Origin of the sequence: Solibacillus sp. FSL K6-1781 (genome assembly GCF_038630735.1) — a bacterium.
GTDB lineage: Bacteria > Bacillota > Bacilli > Bacillales_A > Planococcaceae > Solibacillus > Solibacillus silvestris.
Genome location: NZ_CP152038.1, coordinates 1,534,983 through 1,557,789, shown reverse-complemented (window position 1 = coordinate 1,557,789; position 22,807 = coordinate 1,534,983). Strand labels below are relative to the sequence as shown.

The window sequence follows — 22,807 nt, the reverse complement described above, 5'->3', positions numbered from 1 at the left end:
TACAAATATCTGAATAACTTTATTATTCGCATAAAATAGAACCATTTATTAACAATTTATGCATGACTTTTTACCTTCTTTTGATCGGTGAGTAAAAAACTATCCTACAGTAACAATTTATGCTAATATATTTTTTGTTTTGATTTAAACAATAGAAAGAGTGAACTGATTGGAAAATAGCACGAAAGAATTGAGTTTATTTAAGTTAACTTGGCCATTATTTTTAGAGTTGTTCCTATTTATGCTGATGGGGTTAGCGGATACATTTATGTTAAGTGCTGTATCGGATGATGCAGTAGCAGGCGTTGGAACAGCCAATCAATATATACAAATTGCAATTTTATTATTAGGGGTAATCGGTACGGGTGCATCCATTGTCGTTTCTCAATATTTAGGTTCCCGCCTAATTGCTGAAGCATCCCAAATCGCAGCTTTATCGGTAACACTCAATTTACTCGTCGGTTTAGTCATTAGTGGGTTATTTATATTATTTTCCGATGTTCTAATGAAGATGATGAACCTGCAAGGTGCTGTATTGGAAGCAGCGCAAAGCTATTTGGTCATTGTTGGAGGCTTTATATTCGTTCAGGCTTTAATTACTTCCATGTCTTCAATTATTCGTGTGCAAGGCTGGACGAAGCAAACGATGTACGTGTCCCTTGCAATGAATATTGTACACGTTGTTTTAAACTATATTTTAATCTTTGGTAAATTTGGAATGCCGGAACTTGGCGTGGAAGGTGCAGCAATATCTTCTGTTGTTAGTCGTGTCCTGGCATCAGTTGTATTTTTCTGGCTTTTATACCAGGCGTTAGAGGTTCGTATTGAATGGGCAGATTACTATAGATTGTCCAAAAACTATATTTCAAAAATATTGAAAATCGGAATTCCGTCTGCCCTTGAGCAGGTGCTCTACCAGACCAATCAAATTGTCCTTCTCTATTATGTAACATTTATTGGAGCCGAGGCATTATCTGCCCGTCAGTATGCCGTGAATATCTCGATGTTTACTTATCTTTTTGCAATGGCAATCGGGATGGCGACAGCTATTTTAGTCGGCCGGTATGTCGGAGCAGGCGAGAAAGAACTTGCCTATAGTAAAGTATGGTTTGGTGTAAAATCGGCTTTAATTTTTACATTGTCCATGGTCGCAATTATCATCCTCTTTAGAGAACCGTTCATGCGCATCTTTACTGACAATGAAGAAATTATTCAAATCGGGGCGAGCGTACTATTATTAAGTATTTTACTGGAGACAGGACGTACGATTAACATTACGATCATTAACTCTTTGCGTGCTTCAGGGGATGCCGCTTATCCTGTCCGTATTGGTTTTATTTCCATGATCGTTATCGGTTTATCCCTAGGTTATTTATTCGTCTTCGTTCTTGACTTGGGCCTTATCGGTGTATGGCTTGCTATTGCATGTGATGAATGGATCCGCGCAGTGCTCGTTATTTTCCGCTGGCGCAGTCGGAAATGGGAACGCTATGCCATTGTTAGTTCAGATAAATAGATATATTGAAACATCCATTTCCCCTTGTGAGGAGATGGATGTTTATTTATTTGTAATCCATTTAAATTATCGGCTTCTCACTATTGTATGGCGTAATCAAAACGCCTTCTTCAATTATATTGAGAAGGCGTTTCACATTATTATTTAGATGATTCTTCAGCCGAAGCTTCTTCAGTTGATGCTTCTTCTGCTACAGCTTCTTCAAGTTCTGCATTTTCTTCTGCTAGCAATGCTTCTTCAGCTGCACGACGTTTCGCTTCTTCTGCAGCTTTTTTCGCCGCTTCTTCAAGTGGTTTGTTGACAACACCTAAGCACCAAATAAATTCTTCCCAAGCCATGTTCCAACCTTTGAAAACTTCTTCCGAGTCATCCCATTTTACTGAATAAGCGATCCCATCTTCAGTTTTTACAATCGATAGTGATAAATCCGCTCCAGCACGGTCACTTAATAATTTGATTTTTCCCTCTTCATCAAAACGTTCCTCGATATTATCCTTTTCTGTGAATGAACGGCTTTGTGCAATTTCAAACAGAACATTACTATGAATTCGGTATTTATTTTTTTGCATTTTTTTCCCAACTTCCATTATTGATTCGTTACTTGTACTATCTTACAACGTTTCAAAAAAATTATCGCGATTTTTTTCAGTTTAGCACTTTAAATTATTTTATCACAAGTCGGTACAGTTAAACCACTAACTATTGCACAAAAGAGAACGTATATTCCTTATTTTATGAAAAAAATAAAAAAAACCCGTGGAGTCTTTAGAAACTTCACGAGTTTAAAACCATTATAAAGGTTAGTAGTAATACGAACCGCTATTGCGTTTTTCTGCTATTTCATATGCAAGTTCAATAATAGATTTTGCAAGCTGTGCATATGTTACTTCTTTTTTCGGTAAGAACATCGATTGTTCCGCACCTTGAAGTCCTAATACATGCGAAATTGCAACATATCCGATTTTTTCAGGATCAACATCAGCCGCATCTTTTATCGTTAACTGATAGATGTCCGCATGCTTTGCCGCTTGTTCAAGACCTAGTGTTCGGATATACCAAACGGCTAATTGCTCATTTGTTACTTTTTGGTCGATTTTTAATTCATCTTCCAGCGGATTTAAAATGCCTAGACGTGTTGCAGTTTCCACTACATTATAATACGGATGATCCGGATTGATTTCATCGAATGAAACTGGTGGCTGCTCCGGACGATATGCATAATAATCCTCATAGAAATAAGTGATGGACTTAATGATAGTTTGAAGCGCCTGCCCTTGTGAAATGGCCGTATCCGCATTGAAAGTTTTCGGATCCTTCACTTCAATTGCACCAGCCTGAATTAAATAATTCAGTTCCTTTTCGGCAGTCGGGTGAGTTACTTTCGCTTTTTCAGTTTGTACATACGGACTGACAATCTCGCCACTGTTGGCATCGATTTGGTAGTACTCTTGTCCCTTTACTGTCGGGACATATACAAGCTCGTATTTACCGTCTTCATTTTGCAGTCGGTGGTAAACAAGTTTAACATCCAGTGCTTCTGCAAATAGTTTCTTTGCCTCTTCGCCTGAAACTGTTGCTGATGCATCTGGCCATTCCTCAATATCCAATGGATAGCGATAGAATGATTTCAATTTCCCTTCGTCATCAATTGTTACCGATAGACTGTCACCATTTACAATCAGTCCATTTTTAATTCGTGGGAAATTCACATAATGCACTTTTGATTCCTTATCATAAACCGGATCTGTATGTGCCTTCGCATATTCATGTACGGATGTTGGAGCAAGCTCCTTCACATATTTTTCCGCTGCTGCGAGGACCTTATCTTTATCCAGTCTTGGAACTGTATTTTCCGTTTCATCATCTTCTAGCGGGAGTGGACTATAGAAGTCAGAGTAAGAGATAAGTTCCCCAGTGTTTTTATTGAATTCGATTGATGAACCGAACGAGCCGTTTCGGTAGCGGTAAGAATAGGAAACACTGATTACGGCTTGATCATTCATTTCATGTTCATAGGCATGATCAATTGTGAATTTTGTTGTATTTCCCTGGCTTGCTACTAACTGTTTTGCAATTTCTTTCGCGTCATCAATTGTAATTGGTGATGGTTCTTTTAATTGGTTTGGCGCAAGCGGTTGTAATGCTACTTTGCCATTTAACGAATCCACTTTGCCTGTTGTAGTTGCCCATTTATTAGAAGTCGCATGTAAACCAATTACATTTGGGGCTGGCAAGTAAACAAGTTTAACAGCAGGCTTGGAAGATGTTAGGGAATAATCAACCGTGTATTGCAAAGTTAAATTTAGTTGATCTTTCATTTTTTCTAACGCTGCTTCTTTTGTAACAACATTTGTCGTCTCTTCAAACGACATGCGTTTTTGATCAGGACTCATTTGTGTGAAATATTGGATTTTACCATCGCCAAGTACACTTACTATCATTGATTGATCCTGAATTGGAATATTTTTTTCGGTTGAAGTGAAGCTGTAATTATACGTGATCGGCTCAGTAATTAGACGGCTGAAATAACTAGGTGTTTCAGTCGATATCACGTAATTGGATGACGAGGCCACCTTTTTAACGAAATCTTCTGCAATTTTACGTCCTTGTTCTTCTGTTATTTTACCTGGGAATAAAGCATCCTTCACACTTGCAGGACTGAAATATAAATGCTCAATTTCTAGGTTGTCCGATCTGAATGAAACACTGCCGCTTTCCATCTGTTTATTGACCTTTTTCTGGAACATTAATTCATAACGTGTAGTCAAATCATCGGCATAATGATAACTCATAGAAGTCATTTGGAAATCACTATCAGAGTATGTAGCAAACATCTCCGGTAATTTCGTTTTTAAAATTTTAATCAACTGTTCTTTTGTTACACTTTCATCTGTCATCGCAACATAGATGGGTACCCTTTCTTCTTTCGGATTGACAGAAGCCTCTGCAAGAGCAGGACTGGCAAGCAATCCTAAAGAAACAATCGACATGCCTAAAGCGGTTGTCCATTTTTTCATATTCAATTCCTCCTTTGTTTCTATCTATTATACGCCTAATTATTGGCAATAGTTTCAATATATTGTACATTTTATAAAATTATTACTTTTTTCCAGGAAAATACTATACATTGTGTTCAATAGTAAGTCATGTTAGAATCTTTCAGAGGTGAAGTTCGTGAATATTGTAACAGCAGGAATGCTTGTATCATTTTCCGGCATTATTGTCGTTTGTTTAGGTTTGTTTGGCATCCTACCTAACACTAACCAAACATTGAATTATGTATTTATCGGCATCGGATGGGTGTTTATCCTAATCGGCATCGTCATCCGCATTATCGGTATGAAACTTGAACGGAAAAATAAATAAAAAGAGGCTGGGACAGAAGTAGAAATTTTATAAACTAAGGAGAAAAACCTTATTAAGAAACGGATATTTTATAAAATTGATTGGAATGGAGGGCGACTCCTGCGGGAATAGCGTGACGCCTGAGACTACAGGCTCAGGCCACGCCCGCGGAAAGCGCCCCGGAATGGAAATCAATTTTTGGGTTATGTCCACCCTCTTTTTCCTTTACCTATATCATTTTTAAATCAGTTCCTCTTCAAGCAAATAATATTTTGCTCCGTATATATCCACTTCATAGGTAACGACTCCGGCTGGACTTATATGAATGTTTGTTATTTCCCCTACTTTATTGATGATATGGGCTTCATAAAATTTGCGATAATGATACGTTTCACTATCCAATTGTTCATCGATTAAGATTATTTTTACAGTGTCCATCAATTGAAACTTCGGCGGATGCTGTTCAAACTCCAGTTCAAATAAATTTAGCTGCCGCAAAAAAAATTCACCTGCCAATATGTATTCAACATTACATTCGACAAGTGAATTTAATTTCCTTTATTTAGGAGTAACATGAATCTAATTAATGCAGTCAACTACGTTAATCCTGCATTTTTGGTAATGGCAAAATCGTTTCATTATTTTTCTGCTCTGGCTTTAAATAAATGACAAGCTCTTGCTGATATGTACCATTTTCCAGTAAATAATGATCAAGTGTATGGCTGTCATACTGATAGTTGCCAAATGGAAATGAAACGCTTTCGCCTTTTACAGCAGCTAGCAGTCCCGCAACATCATTACTGACCATCTGCAAAACTTCTTCAGCCGTTTCTGTTAATACAAATACTACATTCATCTTTTTTACTCTCCTATACCCCTATGAATAGTGTCGCCTGCGCAATGGCGATATAAAACGCCGGGTCCTGTACCGGTGCTTCTTCCCATACTACCAGCTTAACCGAAAACATATCCGATTGTTCATTATAAACAGCAAGCCACCTTGCGATAACCTCGTCATTTATAATAAAGTTGGACCAGTCTTCCATTTCTTTATCAATTTTCATCTTAAATTTATCGCTTGATATAAACAGTTCGGGAACGCCAATACGCCAGTTCTCATAATTAATGATATATTTTTTGTTTAAAACAAGATCCTTTCCTTCAAACCACACTTTTCCGCGTCTGAAGATTTTCTTCACTTCGAATAATGATTGTCCATCATTACCAAGCACCGCATATTTCAAAAAATAGCGGTGATCGAAATAGCCGTCCAGCAGTTTTTTCAAACCGTTATCATAAATACGCTGAACTTTTAGGATTTGCTCCCCCGCTTCATTGTAAACAGGCTGTTGTTCCGTTGATTTTAAATTTCCTAATACTTCGTACGTATAAGTCTGCATTGATTTCCCCTTAATAAATAATCTTAATTTTATTGAGTATCCGTTGTAAAAAATTTTGCTTTTCATCAAATTTTTCCCGTATCGAAAGTGCCTCATCAGGATGGTCGGTAATGACACCATTTACATTTTTCTCGTAAAATTTCTGCATATCCGACTCATCATTAATCGTCCAGACGAACAACTCCATATCACGATCCTCTACTTGCTGCTGGATATTTTTCGTAGCAAAAGACTGCTCCACCGAAATAAAGTCGGCATTTGATTCTGGTAACTTGCCGTATGCGATGGAATACACATGCCCAGTATGAACACGGGGTTCCAGTTCTTCAAGCAGCTCCATTGTCGGTAAATCAGGTGATTGAACATAATGATAATCCAAGGCATCATATTCATCAAGCAGATCAACAAAGCGCTGTAAAAAGTCCTCTGTTTCAAAACCATGAGTTTTCAGCTCAATAAGCAATTTTATATTTAAATCATGACTCATTTCAAGCACTTCCTCAAATGAAGCGATCGTGTCACTGAATCCATCCGCCAAAACGGTTGTTGTGACTAATTCATTTAGCGTTAAATCATAAATAATATCATCTTCCCCTGACAAACGTGATAAAGTTTTATCATGATAGACGACAAATTCCCCGTCCTTCGTTTGCTGGATATCGATTTCCACTAAATCCGCATCTGCTTCTTTAGCCGCTTCAATCGCACTCAATGTATTTTCCACACCGCCATCCATAAAGCCGCGATGGGAAACAATATTTGTGTCCGGTTCGTAAATCGTTTTTCCCAAATTGATATAATTAATACCGCTCACAAGGAAAAACGCATATACAGCAATTAGAAAGGACCACTGACGAATTGTTAGTCTAAACGGCTCTTCCTGTATGATTAACGGTTTATGGCGTGTTAACTGGAATGCCACCATAACGATTAGCTGAGTAAACAAAACCTGCAATATTGTGAAGAACAGGATGATGACGCCCTGTGCAAGTGTCATTGTAAAACTTGCAGTGACAAGTCCCCAGCTCGGCTTAAATTTTTCTATGATAAAGAGCGGTGTCAATACGATAAATAACGCGAACAACAAAAGCGTTATATTGATGATGACAATAACCCCGATCATCCCGACCGTCTCAATTAGTTTTCTTTTTGAAAACTGCCAGCTCATCTTTAATGCTTCAACTATTGATACCTCTTGATAAACCGTAAAAAACGGCCATGTAAAAATGAAACGTAAGCCTATAAAACTCAATATAATTATTAGCACAACATATAGAAACGTACCATTACGAGAATTTAAAAGTTCGTCTATAATAAAGCTTGGTATATTTATATTTTGAATCAACGAAACTGGCAAAAATGATGAAATAAGTGGAATCAATAATAGTAAGTAAACTGCAATCAATAATGTCTGCAAGCTGATAAAATAGACAACCTTCTGATTTAACCGTTTTAAAAGCTCTTTCCATGTATATGGAATTCCACGCTGCTGATAGTATGCCAATAGTATTAAAAATCCTAATTCATAATAGATGAATACAATTCCGATAAATAAAATAATTCCTATTCCAAATAACGCAAACGGATTTGTCAGTAAATAAAGGATACTATCTTGCGTAATTACCTGTACTCCGGTAATATCCATGACAACTGCGGTAATCAGCCAGATGATAGGCAGTAAAATGAATGCCTGCACAATCCGTAATATCGCAAACGTCCGTATATAATCGACTCGATAATAATATAGATTTCTGAAAATCAGTTGAATAACGCGTTTAATTCTGTCCACAAGGCTTCCTCCGACTAGTCAATTCTATCTCTATTTTTGGTTTTTCTTAATATATTCCTTTGTTTGAAGCAAAGTATTTGTAAATACTTCCATTGGCTCCACCCCTCTAATTCCGTAATGGTCTTCAAATACGAAAAAAGGGATAATCTTTATTTGAAGTTGCTGTGCTTCATATCGATCCAGCACTAACTCTTCTGTGAATTGTTCTTCCTTTATTATTTTTTGTGCCATGCTCCGATCGATGCCAATCTGTTCGCAAATGGTCAGAAGTGATTCAGTGTCATTTAAATTAAGACCTTCCGCAAAATAATGTTCCATTACAACATCTACAAACTCCAGTTCTTTTTCATAGAGTTTTGCAAGCTTAGTTAAGCGATGCGCATTTTTCGTATTGGCGAGAACTATCTTATCCAAGTTGAATACGACTCCTACATCCTGGGCATGCAATTGCAACGCTTCCATGAACTCCTCTGTTTTACGGAGGTCATTATTTTTCTTTTTAAAAATGGAATCCACGTAAGATAACGTTTCCGTTTTTGAAGCGGCAGGGTTTATTTCAAACGCTCTGTAAACGACTTCCGTTTCTTCACCTAAATTTAATTGTTCGATAGCTTGAAATAACTTCGTTTTAGCGATATAACAAAACGGACAAGCAAAATCAGAAAAAATCTCTATTTTCATATTGTCTCCCCCTAATGATTATGTAATTATATCCCTCTATTCTATGGGTTTTTTATTACAATACCCAAAAATACAAAGAAAAAAGCCGAACCCGACATGGATTCGACTAAATAATATCTAAAATGAAGTAATTGTTGCAAAAAACTCTTCATAAAGTCCCTTTAATATTTGATCTTCATATTCCGAACGAACGCCAAATACAAGACTAACTTCCGAAGAACCTTGATTAATCATCTCAATATTCGCACCTGTTGCAGAAATCGCAGTGGCTGCACGTGCTGCCAACCCTGTATTATGGCGCATGCCTTCCCCGACAATGACAATCATAGAAAAATTATGGCTGAATTGAACATCATCTGCACATAGTTCCTCCTTAACGCGCTTTACAATTCGCGCTTCAATTTCAGGTGACAGCTGGCTTGAACGCATAATAACTGAAATATCGTCTAAACCAGATGGTGTATGCTCATAAGAAATGTTTTCCTCTTCAATAATTTGAAGTAGCTTGCGGCCAAAGCCAACTTCTCGATTCATTAAATATTTTGATACATATAGAATTGAAAAACCACTATCCGCCGAAATCCCTGTAACCGGCCGATTCGTTGCCGGACGAGTCGGTAAAATTAACGTCCCAGATGCCGAGGGGTTATTTGTATTTTTAATATTGACCGGAATACCTTGTTTATAGACTGGCATTAATGCTTCATCATGGAACACGGAAAAACCGGCATACGATAGCTCACGCATTTCGCGATACGTAATTTCCTTAATATCGACTGGATCGTTTACGACTTTAGGGTTAGCAGCGAACACACAGTCCACATCCGTAAAGTTTTCATATAGCTCAGCACCAACAGCTGATGCCAAGATCGAACCAGTTATATCAGATCCGCCACGGTCAAATGTACGTAATACACCTGATTTTGTATATCCGAAGAATCCCGGGAAAATAATAATCTCCTCTGTATTTTTCAATACACTTAAGTTTTCGTATGCTTCTGGCAATGCATACGTACGTTCCGGGAAGTCATTTAAAATTAGTTTATCTTTTGGACTTATATATTTTGCGGGCATGCCAATTGCATTAAAATAACACGCAATTAGTTTTGCGTTGTTATCTTCACCGCTTGCTTTCATATTATCTAAGAATAAGTCTTTGTCTGACCAATTTTCTGTCACACGCCCGCGTATATCTTGCTCAATAATATCTGAAATTGTATTGTCTAAACCAAGATCTTCAGCAATATTACGGTAACGATTTACAACAGCTTTAATTTTTGCTTCAACATCGCCTTTATTAATCACGGTGTTTGCTAAATCTATTAATAAATCCGTCACTTTAATATCATCACTTGAACGCTTACCAGGCGCAGAAACAGCGACAATCTTTCTTTCAGGATTAGACTTCACAATGCTTGCTACTTTTTTGATTTGTTCTGCACTCGCGACAGATGTGCCGCCAAATTTACATACTATCATCTCATCATATCCTTACTCTCAAAATTGATATTTGTACTCACCGAAAAAACATTTGACTTTACACAGTGTACAAATTTATCCTATTTCAGTCAAGACTATTCAGTAAATTCATTAATCTATTTGTCAAAATACGAATAATTCGTCATTTTGTCAATATATTATATGAGATTTTTATATAAAATGATATTTATTTGTTCAATTTTATAACATTTTTACAATAAAAAATAAATATAATTTGTTAGGCAAATGAAGTGTCGCAATAGTTAAACAACCTTTCCGTCAATCCCTAGCAATGAAAAAATGTTTGTTTCCCCATTCTACTGCAAATTAATCTATAATTATTAGAAAAGAAGTTGTAATTATTATTAGTAGGAGAAGGATATATGAAAATAGTAATTGCAGAAAAACCAGACCAGGCTGCAAAACTGGCCGCCCCATTTTCATTTACTAAAAAGGCTGGTTATTTTGAAGTAAAGCCAAACACATATTTTCCGGAAGGTGCTCTTATAACATGGGCAATCGGTCATCTTTGTGAATTGAAGGCCCCGGAAGAATACAACGCTTCCTGGAAAAAATGGACGTTGGAAACATTGCCGATCATTCCAGAACGTTTCGAGTATAAAGTAACGAAAACAAAATACAAGCAGTTTAATATCATTAAGACACTCGTGAAAAGACAGGATATAAGGGAAATTATCATCGGCGGGGATGCAGGGCGCGAAGGTGAACTTATTATAAGGACCATATTAAAAGTTTGCGGCGTGAATAAACCAATGAAACGTTTATGGATATCATCGCTAACGGAAAATGCGGTGAAAAACGGATTTGCAAACTTACTACCGGAAGAAAAAACGAGAAATATTTATTTTGAAGCACTAAGCCGTTCCTGTGCCGATTGGCTAATCGGGATTAATACATCGAGATTGTACACAGTGCTCCTTAAACGAAATGGAGTAAAGGATGTATTTTCCATTGGACGAGTTCAAACACCGACACTAGCACTCATTGTAAAACGAGAGCATGAGATTGCAAACTTTAAACCTGAACCGTTTTGGGAAGTGGAAGCGGAATTTAATTTTAACGGAAAGATACTAAAAGCGAAATGGCATAAAAATAGCGTGACAAGACTTCTAGAGGAACGCCAAGCAATTGCTGCCGCCAATTTTTGCATCAATAAAAACGTAGAAATTAAGAATTTCAAAAAGGAAACGAAGGAATATGCACCACCTCTTTTGTTCAATCTGTCTGCACTACAGGCAACAGCAAACAAAGCGTTTAAATTTTCACCGCAAATGACGCTCGATATTTTACAGAAGCTTTATTTAAAAGGTGTCGTTTCCTATCCTCGATCAGATTCCCAATATTTGACTAATGAGGAAGCGAAAACATTGCCGGCCATTCTCGGACAGCTAGGTAAGTTAGATCAATATAAAAATCTGTTGCCTCCACCGACAACTTCACTTATGAACAATAAACGGTTCGTGAATGAAAAAAAGGTAACCGATCACCATGCCATTATCATTACAGAACAAGTTCCGAATATGGCAAAGCTCAGTGCCGAAGAAGCAAAGATTTATGATTTAGTTGCAAGACAAGTCATTGCGGCACATTACAATAATGCCGTATTCTCCTATACAACGATTCACTCACTTGTCGATAATCGTGCTGAGTTTATTTCTAAAGGGAAAGTATTGCTGGAGGAAGGTTGGCGCAAAGTCATTCATCATTCGAAAGATAGTGCTGACAAAGATGAACTGCTCCCCCTTCTGCAAGAAAATGAACACGGGACTGTCGTGAAGGCAAATGTAAAAAAAGGAGAAACCCAGCCGCCAAACCGCTATTCGGAAGGTAATTTAATTACAGTTATGAAAACAGCGGGCAAACATTTGGAAGATGCGGAACTGGAAAAGGTTTTATCGAAAACGGAAGGCTTAGGGACGGAAGCTACACGTGCCGGAATTATTGGTACACTGAAAGACCGGAATTATATCGAAGTGAGGAAAAACCAAGTGTTTGCAACGACGAAAGGAATGCTGCTCATTGAAGCACTAGGTGAAAGCATTTTAACGTCCGCTTCAATGACAGCTAAATGGGAGCAGCGCCTTTCTGAAATTGGTGAAGGGAACGCTTCCCCACAAGTATTTATGGAACAGGTGAAAAAACTGGCCGATAAATTGATAGTAGATGCAGGCGAACTTGAAAAAGAGTGGGCATTCAATCAAAATGATGTGGAGAAAATTACCGAAAACAATCCATATACGAAAAAGTATAACAAAGTAAAAACTGTTGTCGGTAAATGCATCCTTTGTGATGGATCCATTGTCGACCACGGTACTTTTTACGGTTGTTCGAATTATAAGAAAGCCAACTGTAAATTCTCGGTTTCCAAAAAAATTCTCGGAAAAACAATTACGCAAACGAATTTGAAGAAACTTTTGGCTTCCGGTGAAACAGACTTGATCAAAGGATTTAAAAGAGGCGGTAAAATCTTCAACGCCCACCTCATTTGGGATGAGAAGGAACGAAAGACAAGTTTTAAGTTTACAAATACAAAGTAATCAACTTCCTTTAAAAGATATCCTCCCGAAAGTTAGTGTCGAACATTTAACTTTCGGGGTAATTTCTTATCTCTTAATCAATAATTTAACCTGTTATCATTCCTGTATTTTAACCACGCATCTATTTCTGTTTTCATAAATCTTTTCTGATTATCGAGCAATACATAGGGGATGAACTGATAAGTATCATAGCTGCTTAACCCCTCTCTTAACGAATCATCATTCGATATAATGATTTCAATCGATTGTTCGCTTATTTGAAGGTAGTCAGCCAGTTGAGTGATTGTCATCAAATCTGGTATTGAACTATTGACATTTTGTGAATCTATATCGGAATTCGGTATGTTCGTTGAATTACTTAATATAAAAGCAGATATTACAACAGATAAACCCACCAGTACTGCTCCCATTAAATAAGTCGACTGTTTCATAATAGAGCCTCCTACTTATATATAGTTAATAAAACACTTTGCCTTTTTAAAAAAAGCATTTATCGTTTTAATTGTAATTGGATTGTTTCTGATTGACTATTCCACTTTATTGTCGCTTTAAGTTCTGATCCTTCCGTTGCATTAGAACAGCCGTAAGGCATAAAAAACATTCCATTTTCATCTAAAGAGATGGAGGCCCCTTCTTTATTATCCACACTAAACTCCAATTGCTCAGGCAGCGGATCATTATTTAGGTATTTTATATAGCCTTTAGTAGAATTGCAGCTATTATCGTCAGTCACTACATATTGAACTCTCCAATTTTCACTTTCACCAAAAAACACATAATCTTTTTGTATGCAGGCAGATAAAAGAGCAACACTAAACAAAAGGATTAACATTCTGCTTTTCATTTAAAATCCCCCTTTTTTTACTCTTTTCCACTTACAATATCCTTAAATAAAAAAACAATATGCAGAGTATGGCTTACTCCTTAATAAAACGGATTACCTGATCTATGTATCTCTCTACAGGTTGCTTAGTATTTACAACGATGTATAAACCTTCATTTGGTTTCTTACTATTTTCAATGGTAAATTTAAATGTTTCTTCTGAGCTGGCTACTTCAATTTGGCTAACCATCCTATTTCGGCTTTTCAATCTATTATTAATTTCTTGAAAATCATTCAAATAACACTCCACGTATTTGTATGTGGTTTCGTACTTTTTTGACAACTCGATGCCTCGATCTACCATTTCCTGATAAAGGCATGGACTATCCAACAAGACATTTTGTCCTTGAGATAAGTGAAATTCCACTAAAGACCAATCGACATTGTAAGACATTTTACCAACAAGTTTTTCATCGATCGAAATTTCCTCTAGCGACTTCAGTAACGCAGATTTTACAATATCATGATCTATTATGACTGCCCCTGTTCTCTTGGCAATCTGTCGAGAAAGCGTCGACTTGCCAGACCCCGGGAATCCGGACATTTGTACAAAAAACATACTTAAACAACTCACTTTTATCAGAATTTTATTCACTCGTCTAAACTAAACTATTCAGAACCCAAATATTCTGCATGGAGTTCCCTCTCTGTAATGCCCTTTTCCAGAGACACACTGTACGCCTTGGCATTTGGTCTTGAGCTTACGATTTTATGAATTTCCTGTTCTTTATAATGAATCGCAACGCCATCATCTAAAGCAATTCCAGAGTGTAATTTATTGGTCTCCATCAGTTTATGATATGCAGGTCTTCTTTCGGTTTCTCCATCGTAATGCGGACAATTACTTCCCTTTAAAAACCCCAAACAGTTAATAGGCTCAAGTCCATCCCCATAGGAATCCGTCACCCCCTGTTCAAACCAACAGATTGCTCCTGCACTCAGCCCAGCTAAAATAACACCTTCCTCCCATGCTTTTCGCAAAATACTGTCTAATCCCCATTCCTTCCACAAAGCTAAAAGGTTTTTCGTGTTTCCACCACCTACATATAAAATGTCTTTTTCTAAAACAAAACTTTCCAAGTCCCGAGAAGGTGGGGTAAATAAAGATAAATGTGAAGGATCACAATTTTGGTCATTAAAAAAACTATAAAATCTTGATATGTATTGTTCGGAATCACCACTAGCTGTAGGAAGGAAACAGATTTTCGGATTAGCAGTCTTCGCTTCTTTTAAAATATAGCGATCTAATAACGGGTTATCGGGTTCCATTGAAAAACCCCCGCCACCCATAGCTATTATTTGTCTCATTTTCATTTATGTACTCCTTTCGTCCATATACACTCAAAACATTATCCTTATGATTTCAAGATTTTCTTCATTTCTCTCCAGCCCAGCCCTTCCTCGGTCACTTTTAACTACTTAATCATTCATATTCTATAAAGTTCGTAATAATCCCTTTGATATCAAAACAATAACTTGAAGCAGCGTCATGAAGGAAGCTCCTCCTTTAACGATATGTTGATTTGAAATACATGTTCAAACGCCAGCTAAAACCGTTAATAGTGTTATCGACCAACAATAATCCTCACCGAGATAAATATTATCCCAATGTAGAAAATATGAACTTTTCAGTGTTATACTAATGATACAAAAAGGGGGATATATTTTATGGAGAAAAGAAAGCGGACGATATTTTGGATCATACCAATTGGGGTATTCGGGGTATTTTTTTATTTTTTCGGTCCACAAAAAGCCGTAACAGATAACGACTACATTACATATATTCATGCTACACCCGTTATGGAAAATAGCGATATTACAATAGAAGATGCCCTCAAAAATTATTGTGAAGAAAGCCGCTGGGAATATTTCCAAACTAAAATGATGGAGCATGTAGTGGAATTTAAAGGTAAATGCAACATTGATAACAAAGTACAGCCTGTTAATCTACAGTATGTTGTTGAAAAAGGACAAACAGATTACCGTATGGGGGCAATGCTTGTTGATGGTGAACAGCAATCCGAAGAGCAGCGAACAGCGTTTTTGGATATAATTCAATAAAGTATTACAAAGTGGAAACTTCATAAGCTTCCACTTTGTATATACCAAAAACCCTAAAATTATGTTAATAAACCTCTTAACTTCGACAATAATCGCTGCCGTCTTTTCTTTATTGTTTCATAATTCAGCCTATACTTGTCAGCAAACTCCTTTACCGAAAGCTCTTTTTCATACAACGCGATCAACAGAAATTGCTCATCTTTATTTAACTCCTCAAACCATTCGGGCCACTCCATATTTGATGTAATAAAGTGATGTTGTTGCGAATTATTGATCATTACGTCTTCTTCCACTGCTAATTCATGCTCAGATACATGATTGGCTTTGGATAACGCTCGAATTATTGCATATTTAACGCTCATGTAAGCAAACATCGCAAAGTCCCCTTTTGTTTCATCAAATTTTTGCAATGCCTGCCATAAAGCGATCCTCCCTACTTGCATATATTCATCAATATCTCGATAAATTTTAAGATTAAAAATGACCTTTTTTATTAATGTTTCATTTTCAAAAATAAGTTGCTCCACATCCTGCATGTTTCCAAATCCTTTAAGCTGTGCACAACTGATTATTCCTAGGTACTACAAATTTAAAAAATAGTTGAAAAAGAAACAAAGTACGGATTTATCATGAAAAATAACATTTGAATAGATAATAGTCGTAAAATTCACACTTTTATGCAGTAAATCGGTACAAAAAGGAGATTTTTGCATAGTTTTCAAATAAATCAGACTTAACGTTATTGACAAAAAACCGGCTATCATGCATGCTATTAGAAAATATAAAGGCATATTGAAGACGAGTACGTAGCAATTGGCTAAACAAGAGAGCACATTCCACAGGCTGAAAGAATGGCTTAGCAAAACCTGCCGAACCTACTTCAACAGCTCCTAGAAAAATAGGCGCAGACTCAGCGTTATGAGATGAAGTGGAATGCAAGTATTAGCATTCAATTTAGGTGGTACCACGGAAACAGCACATTTCGTCCTAATCGATAGGATCGAAATGTGCTTTTTTAATGTAATAAAGTGAAACTCAATCAGTGAGGAATCCTTACCTCCTCACTGATTGTTAGTTGAACCAATCGGGCTTTTACGAGTAGTTGACCTCCCGCCCAAAAGCGGGAGTCTAACTACCCGTTAATGCGGGATAATTTCAATATTTCTATGGAAGGGGATTTTTTGGTGGAAAGAAAACGAGTTGTAGTAAAAATCGGAAGCAGTTCTTTAACAAATAGTAAGGGTGAGCTTGATCATGAAAAATTTCATGACCATGTTGTTGCCATTGCCACATTGAAACAGGCAGGTCATGAAGTCATTTTAGTATCTTCAGGGGCAGTAGCGGCAGGTTTCAAAAAGCTTGGCTACCCTTCTCGACCAATTACCCTTAAAGGGAAACAAGCTGCTGCCGCGGTCGGCCAAAGTATATTAATCCAAACTTATGCAGATAAATTTGCCACATATAATGTGACGTCCGCCCAAATTTTACTTACACGCTCTGACTTTAATGATAAACAGCGCTATAGAAATGCTTATGAAACATTAACAGAGCTATTGGAACGTTCAATTATCCCAATTATCAATGAGAATGATACTGTATCTGTTGCTGAGTTGACTTTTGGTGATAATGACATGCTTTCCGCTTTAGTAAGTGGGCTCGTTCACGCAGATCAGTTAATTATTCTAACAGATGTGAATGGGCTCTATACGGCAAATCCTTTAACAAACGCAAATGCTGTTCGTATTGATCGTATCGAAAAAGTAACAGAAGAAATGCTTCAATTTACTTCAGGGTCAAGCTCAAAAGTTGGTACCGGCGGGATGCAGTCAAAACTTGTTGCAGCCAATTATGCCGTCAATACAGGTGTTGAAGTCTTTATCGGCACAGGTATCGGCCATACAAAACTAACAGATATTCTCGATAATAATGGGGACGGTACCTATTTTGAACGCAATGAAAAGTATATACCGACAAATAAACAGTGGGTCCAGCTCTCAAAATCTTCCGGGAAGATTTTTATAGATGAGGGTGCAGTTCAAGCATTGCAATTTGGCGGAAAAAGTTTATTGCCGGCCGGTGTCTATGCATATGAAGGACAATTTGAAAAAGGTGATGTTGTAGAAGTTTTTGACCGGCATAATTGTATCGGGCGTGGAGAAATTCTTTATTCTTCAACAGAATTGGAGCAAGCAATGGGGAAAAGAACGACAGAGCTCATGCATTACCCGAATGAAGTTATTCACCGGAATCAATGGGTTAAAATTTAAGGAGGTCATTTTATGTCAAAAACGATAACAAACGAAGTTGTGGAAAAAGGCAATCGCGCAAAAAAGGCAAGCTATTTAACAAATACCAAATCAACAGCAGAAAAAAATGAAGCATTAAGAAGTATTGCACAGCAGCTTCTTTCCGATTTGGATGTTTTGCTGGCAGAAAACGACAAAGATATTACTGCCGGTAAAGCGAATGGACTCGATCAAGCTACTATAGATCGGATTTTACTGAATGAAAACCGTATTCAGGCGATGAGCGATGCAATCTTACAGCTAATAGAATTAGAGGATCCTGTTGGTGAAGTAGTCGAACAGATCACGAAAGAAAATGGTCTGCGAATTATTAAGAAGCGTGTTCCACTCGGGGTTATCGGCATGATCTATGAAGCACGCCCGAATGTAACGATTGATGCAGCAACACTTTCGATTAAAACCGGTAATGCGGTCATTTTACGAGGCAGCTCATCTGCCAAACACTCTAATATTGCACTCGTTGCATCGATTCACCGGGCATTGGACGCTGTCAGCTATCCGAAAGATGCTGTTTTGCTTATTGAAGATACGAGCCGTGAAACAGCGAAATCTTTATTTACATTGACTGAATACTTGGATGTACTTATTCCGCGTGGCGGGAAGAACCTGATCGATTTGGTCGTGCGTGAATCAAAGGTTCCTGTCCTCGAAACCGGTGCAGGGAATTGCCATATTTATTTGGATGAATTCGCTAATATTGAAATGGCAAAATCAATTGTAAAAAATGCGAAAACACAGCGTTTGTCCGTGTGCAATGCAGCGGAGAGTTTATTGCTTCACCAGAAATTTTTCCAAAACTACGGTACAGAATTTTTACATTACTTACAGGATGAACTTAAAATCAAAATCTATGGCGATAAAAAAGTATGTGCTGTACTGCCAAAAGCAATCGAGGCAACAGAGACACATTACGCTGAAGAATTTTTGGCGCTGACATTAAGTGTCAAAGTAGTGGAGGACGTAGTTGAAGCCGTCCATCACATTAATCAGTTCGGAACAAATCACTCGGAAGCCATTATCACGGATGATCGTCATAATGCTGATATCTTTTTAAATTCTGTTGATGCGTCAGCAGTATATCATAATGCGTCCACTCGCTTTACAGATGGATTTGAATTCGGGTATGGCGCTGAAATCGGAATTTCTACTCAAAAGCTGCATGCACGAGGCCCAATGGGTTTACCGGCATTAACATCTACAAAATATTATATTCATGGCAACGGTCAGATCCGTGAATAATATTCACCTTCTGTAAAGTAAAACTTCGATCATTGTCTGGAGGCGGAGTTTTGCCTGTGCCCCACGCTTTCGAGGCAGATACATTTTACTATCCGTTAATGCGGGATAAAGAAAGCAGGTTCATCATATGAATGTACGTTCGATGCTTAAACTTACTATTTCCATGGCTATTTTCGGCTCTATCGGCTTCTTTACAACACAAACCGGATTGCCTGCAGTGGAACTCGTTTTTGTACGCTGTATATGTGCGACAATCTTTTTAGGCGGATTGTGGTTGATTACAGGTGGTCATAAAACAGAAGATTGGAACAGAAGCGAAGTGATGAAAACAATCGTTTGCGGCATATTTCTTGTCTTAAACTGGGTGTTTTTATTTAAAGCGTTCGAAGTTATGTCAATTTCAATCGCCATTTCGATTTATAATTTAGCACCGATATTTGTATTAATTTTAGGTTCAGTGTTTTTGGCAGAAAAAATGGGAATACGTTCAATTTGTGCAACAGCTATTTGCTTTTTCGGCAGCATTTTCATTATCGGTATTGAGAGCTTTACAAGCGTTTCGCAATTTATGAATTCAGGATTTATATGGGCGCTTCTTTCGGCCATTTGCTATGCACTGACAATGTTCACGAGTAAAACCATTCATGGCATGTCATCTTATACACTAACATATATTCAAACGATTACCGGAATTATACTGTTGCTCCCATTTTGCGATTTTGCTGCTTTTGAAGGTTTAACGAATACAAACTGGCTCTACATACTTGGTACAGGTTTAATCCATACGGGATTTGTCTACTATTTATTTTTTGACAGTGTTCGAGACCTCCCTACTGTCATCGTATCAGTACTCGTATTTGTCGATCCGGTAGTAGCCATATTATTGGATGCTTTGCTGCTATCCTTCCGACCAAGTTTATTGCAAGTGCTCGGAATTGTGCTCATTTTCGGAAGTATTTTATACACCGTTTTCTATCCTGAACAAACCGTAAACAAGGTAAAAACAAGTAGTTCACAATAAAATCCAAAATTAAAATAAACTCTAAATAGTGAGCTGAATTTAAGCGCTTACTATTTAGAGTTTATTTTTTATTATTTAAACTGGGCCAGTTGTTGGGGAATCAATATTTTATCTGCGAACCATATTTGCTGCAGTTTCGTTTTATCACCCATATAAATAACGACAATTTCAATCTTTTTTAACTTTTTGTAGTGGGTTACAGCCGATATCCAATCTTCTTCATTTGGAAAGTCATCAAATAGTAATTCATTGCAGATTAAATAGATCTTGCCGCTACTGCTATGGGATAATTCTAACTTCAACATCGTAAAGGCATAATTAATTACACCTTTATAGTTAATCGGTTCGGTTTTAAGACCGAATGATTTATCCAGCTCAAAGTAATAATTATAATCTGTAGTATCTTTATGTGTAATCATTTCCTGATCAATTGCGTTTATGAATGGTAAAAAAACAAAATTGTGTTCATGTTTTTGTGAAAATTCCGAAACGGCCAGTGCCAATCCATTTTGTAAAGTAAGGCTGCGTTTCATTGATATATCTTTTTGAACACAAAATACATATGTACTGTTCGGATCCAGACCAACTTTCAGAAATTGTTCTGTCTGAAATTTGGATTTCCAAAACAAAACTTCTGAAAAGTGTCTTGATTCAATATAACTCATTAATTTCTTTAAATTATCATTGCTGATTGTTTCCCATATCGTGTCACCGCATAGCAGTTCTACCGCATTGGTTTCTTCCAGGGCTTCTTCGAAAATTCTGTCGTAAATAGAATTGAACTTAAATAAATTCAAGTACCAATTGTTTTGAACCTTCAAATAAATTTCGTGATAAATGTCCTTATTAACTTGATTGTTGGCAAGCTCCTTCACAAATTCATTCTTATATTTTTCGATCTTCAATGTTTTCCGCATATCCAGAAAATATTCTCTTTTAATTTTTTTCCATATGTATAGTGCTATAAAAAATTTTTTTACAGAGGAATTGGTTAAGTACTCAAAGTTCAATTTATCTAAATTTCTGGCAGAAAAAAATTCCAATATAAAAATCCGCCATTCTTTCAGTCTAATATCTCCATCTACAATTTCCCTTTCATACTTTTCTCCAATTTCAAAAAGTGACCAAATATCATGAAAAAATAAATAAAAATCATCACTTTTCAATATTATGGAGTCAGTGCATTGTTCGGAATAAAGTAACTTTAACAGTGCCTCTTTACGCTCAGAGCTTAAAGAGCTAGGACTTTTCAACAATAGCTCCTCCATCATGGACCCACCTCTCTTTAGTATATTTTTAAATATATACCATATTCTCAAATTATACCATTTACCAAACTAAATAATGTAAATTTAAAAAACAAAAAAGCTGCTGACGATTATTTCGTTAGCAGCTTAAATTTTATGCTTTGCGGCTTTCTGTCATTTGTTTCCACACCGAACCTTTAGCCTCTTCCCCGCCTTCAATACGGGCAAGCGCCATTTTTGCCTGCAGTTTTACTTCGAATTCTTTATCTTCACTCGCTATTTTTAATGCGTCAATTGCCTGCTCTGTACCTACTTCATACAAGTACATTGCCGCGCGCCAGCGAACGAGTTTATTTTTGTCACCTAATGCAGCGATCATGGCCGTCTCAAATTCCGGTAATCCTAAATCACTCATACAGTCGCCTGCTGTACGGCGAACGGCTGCACTTTTATCATTCAATGCCTTCGCCAAAGCTGGAACGACCGCAACATCTTCAATCATCCCTAAATAAACGGTTGCAAGGCGTCGTATCGACATTTGCTCATCTTCCAGCGCTTTTTCGAACAAAGGAATATCCTTTACTTCCGGATCCGGTAATTGATCCAACAGCTGGAAGCGTTGTTGCCAATCTTCCACTCGCTCATATTGTTCTAAAGTCACTTCTTTACGCTCTTGCGCTGCTGTGACAACTTGTTCGTTAGCAGACTGAACAATAGTTTCCACACGATCTTGCGGATAAAGTGCATCTACTTCTTTAAGCACTTCTTGTACAACTTGTTCTTTATCGCCATAGCGAACACCAAAATCGACCCATTTTCGTTCAAAAATATAATTTTCGTCAGTCACACTGAATTGCAGACGTTTAAAAGCTGTCGTGAAACGGTCTCCAGCGCTAATTCGCACTTCTCCTTCACCATCAAATGCTTTAATTTGCAATGGAATCGCTTTGTACATTTGAACATGCACATTTACTTCCCCATAATGCTCATTCATCTCATATTCCGTGCTTTCCGTTGCCTCTCCGCCAATTGCGCGGCGAATATCGGCTAAAATATTTTCCCAAGCATATTTCGCATTACGTTCAATCGCCAGGAAGTTCGATACATGGTAAATGCCTTTTACACCTTCTACTCCAAAGATGGCTTGCATCTCAGGTGATGCCTCACCAATATTGTCTTTTGTATAATTAAAGCTTTTACCAAATGGTAAATCCTGATCGATGATTACTTTCATTGAATTTGGACTTGGTGTTGGTTCAATTGATAAAATTTTCATTGTTAT

General features: G+C 37.2%; 22 protein-coding genes. 7 read left to right on the top strand and 15 right to left on the bottom strand.

Annotated elements, in window-relative coordinates; genetic code table 11:
• The first annotated feature begins 169 nt into the window (after positions 1-169).
• Positions 170-1,516 carry an MATE family efflux transporter gene (locus MHH37_RS07625; RefSeq protein ID WP_342575711.1) on the top strand — a complete coding sequence of 449 codons (1,347 nt, stop codon included), beginning with the start codon at positions 170-172 and terminating at the stop codon, positions 1,514-1,516.
• 140 nt (positions 1,517-1,656) lie between these two features.
• On the opposite strand, the gene MHH37_RS07620 is transcribed toward MHH37_RS07625, so the two are convergent.
• Positions 1,657-2,085 (bottom strand): hypothetical protein, encoded by a 429-nt coding sequence (locus MHH37_RS07620; protein ID WP_008408458.1) that lies wholly within the window; start codon positions 2,083-2,085, stop codon positions 1,657-1,659.
• 231 nt (positions 2,086-2,316) lie between these two features.
• Positions 2,317-4,533, bottom strand: coding sequence for a YcdB/YcdC domain-containing protein (locus MHH37_RS07615; RefSeq protein WP_342575710.1), 2,217 nt, complete (start codon positions 4,531-4,533; stop codon positions 2,317-2,319).
• 157 nt (positions 4,534-4,690) lie between these two features.
• On the opposite strand from MHH37_RS07615, the gene MHH37_RS07610 reads away from it, so the two are divergent.
• Positions 4,691-4,882: a hypothetical protein gene (locus MHH37_RS07610; RefSeq protein ID WP_008408460.1), complete on the top strand. Its 192-nt coding sequence runs from the start codon at positions 4,691-4,693 to the stop codon at positions 4,880-4,882.
• Between the two features lie 219 nt (positions 4,883-5,101).
• Here the strand turns inward: MHH37_RS07610 and MHH37_RS07605 are convergent, their stop codons facing one another.
• The 6 genes from MHH37_RS07605 to MHH37_RS07580 form a co-directional block, all read right to left on the bottom strand.
• Complete coding sequence (locus MHH37_RS07605) at positions 5,102-5,359, bottom strand: hypothetical protein (protein ID WP_342575708.1); 258 nt, start codon at positions 5,357-5,359, stop codon at positions 5,102-5,104.
• A gap of 103 nt (positions 5,360-5,462) precedes the next feature.
• Positions 5,463-5,717, bottom strand: coding sequence for a hypothetical protein (locus MHH37_RS07600; RefSeq protein ID WP_008408462.1), 255 nt, complete (start codon positions 5,715-5,717; stop codon positions 5,463-5,465).
• A gap of 13 nt (positions 5,718-5,730) precedes the next feature.
• Positions 5,731-6,261 (bottom strand): peptide ABC transporter ATPase, encoded by a 531-nt coding sequence (locus MHH37_RS07595; RefSeq protein WP_342575705.1) that lies wholly within the window; start codon positions 6,259-6,261, stop codon positions 5,731-5,733.
• A gap of 10 nt (positions 6,262-6,271) precedes the next feature.
• Positions 6,272-8,050: a glycerophosphodiester phosphodiesterase gene (locus tag MHH37_RS07590; RefSeq protein ID WP_342575704.1), complete on the bottom strand. Its 1,779-nt coding sequence runs from the start codon at positions 8,048-8,050 to the stop codon at positions 6,272-6,274.
• Between the two features lie 30 nt (positions 8,051-8,080).
• Complete coding sequence (locus MHH37_RS07585; protein ID WP_342575703.1) at positions 8,081-8,731, bottom strand: DsbA family oxidoreductase; 651 nt, start codon at positions 8,729-8,731, stop codon at positions 8,081-8,083.
• Positions 8,732-8,848: 117 nt separating this feature from the next.
• Positions 8,849-10,210: an aspartate kinase gene (locus tag MHH37_RS07580; protein WP_008408466.1), complete on the bottom strand. Its 1,362-nt coding sequence runs from the start codon at positions 10,208-10,210 to the stop codon at positions 8,849-8,851.
• Between the two features lie 383 nt (positions 10,211-10,593).
• Between MHH37_RS07580 and MHH37_RS07575 the strand changes: the two genes are divergently transcribed.
• Positions 10,594-12,768 carry a DNA topoisomerase III gene (locus MHH37_RS07575; protein ID WP_342575700.1) on the top strand — a complete coding sequence of 725 codons (2,175 nt, stop codon included), beginning with the start codon at positions 10,594-10,596 and terminating at the stop codon, positions 12,766-12,768.
• Between the two features lie 77 nt (positions 12,769-12,845).
• Here the strand turns inward: MHH37_RS07575 and MHH37_RS07570 are convergent, their stop codons facing one another.
• The 4 genes from MHH37_RS07570 to MHH37_RS07555 form a co-directional block, all read right to left on the bottom strand.
• Positions 12,846-13,199 (bottom strand): Clp protease ClpB, encoded by a 354-nt coding sequence (locus MHH37_RS07570; protein WP_342575698.1) that lies wholly within the window; start codon positions 13,197-13,199, stop codon positions 12,846-12,848.
• 59 nt (positions 13,200-13,258) lie between these two features.
• Complete coding sequence (locus MHH37_RS07565) at positions 13,259-13,612, bottom strand: hypothetical protein (protein ID WP_342575696.1); 354 nt, start codon at positions 13,610-13,612, stop codon at positions 13,259-13,261.
• Between the two features lie 73 nt (positions 13,613-13,685).
• Complete coding sequence (locus MHH37_RS07560; protein ID WP_342575694.1) at positions 13,686-14,210, bottom strand: AAA family ATPase; 525 nt, start codon at positions 14,208-14,210, stop codon at positions 13,686-13,688.
• A gap of 50 nt (positions 14,211-14,260) precedes the next feature.
• Positions 14,261-14,959: a Type 1 glutamine amidotransferase-like domain-containing protein gene (locus MHH37_RS07555; RefSeq protein WP_342576226.1), complete on the bottom strand. Its 699-nt coding sequence runs from the start codon at positions 14,957-14,959 to the stop codon at positions 14,261-14,263.
• Positions 14,960-15,319: 360 nt separating this feature from the next.
• On the opposite strand from MHH37_RS07555, the gene MHH37_RS07550 reads away from it, so the two are divergent.
• Positions 15,320-15,712 carry a glucosamine 6-phosphate synthetase gene (locus tag MHH37_RS07550; protein WP_342575692.1) on the top strand — a complete coding sequence of 131 codons (393 nt, stop codon included), beginning with the start codon at positions 15,320-15,322 and terminating at the stop codon, positions 15,710-15,712.
• A 59-nt stretch (positions 15,713-15,771) separates the two neighbouring features.
• Here the strand turns inward: MHH37_RS07550 and MHH37_RS07545 are convergent, their stop codons facing one another.
• Entirely contained in the window at positions 15,772-16,248 is a 477-nt protein-coding gene (locus tag MHH37_RS07545; RefSeq protein ID WP_342575690.1) for a sigma-70 family RNA polymerase sigma factor, read from the bottom strand.
• Between the two features lie 648 nt (positions 16,249-16,896).
• Between MHH37_RS07545 and proB the strand changes: the two genes are divergently transcribed.
• The 3 genes from proB to MHH37_RS07530 all read left to right on the top strand — a co-directional run bounded on the left by proB (position 16,897) and on the right by MHH37_RS07530 (position 20,278).
• Positions 16,897-17,979 (top strand): glutamate 5-kinase, encoded by a 1,083-nt coding sequence (gene proB, locus MHH37_RS07540; RefSeq protein WP_342575688.1) that lies wholly within the window; start codon positions 16,897-16,899, stop codon positions 17,977-17,979.
• A gap of 12 nt (positions 17,980-17,991) precedes the next feature.
• Positions 17,992-19,257 carry a glutamate-5-semialdehyde dehydrogenase gene (locus MHH37_RS07535; protein WP_342575686.1) on the top strand — a complete coding sequence of 422 codons (1,266 nt, stop codon included), beginning with the start codon at positions 17,992-17,994 and terminating at the stop codon, positions 19,255-19,257.
• A gap of 127 nt (positions 19,258-19,384) precedes the next feature.
• Positions 19,385-20,278, top strand: coding sequence for a DMT family transporter (locus tag MHH37_RS07530; protein WP_342575684.1), 894 nt, complete (start codon positions 19,385-19,387; stop codon positions 20,276-20,278).
• Between the two features lie 71 nt (positions 20,279-20,349).
• On the opposite strand, the gene MHH37_RS07525 is transcribed toward MHH37_RS07530, so the two are convergent.
• Positions 20,350-21,531: an aldehyde dehydrogenase gene (locus MHH37_RS07525; RefSeq protein WP_342575682.1), complete on the bottom strand. Its 1,182-nt coding sequence runs from the start codon at positions 21,529-21,531 to the stop codon at positions 20,350-20,352.
• A 148-nt stretch (positions 21,532-21,679) separates the two neighbouring features.
• Positions 21,680-22,801, bottom strand: coding sequence for a virulence factor (locus MHH37_RS07520; protein WP_342575681.1), 1,122 nt, complete (start codon positions 22,799-22,801; stop codon positions 21,680-21,682).
• Positions 22,802-22,807: the final 6 nt, after the last annotated feature.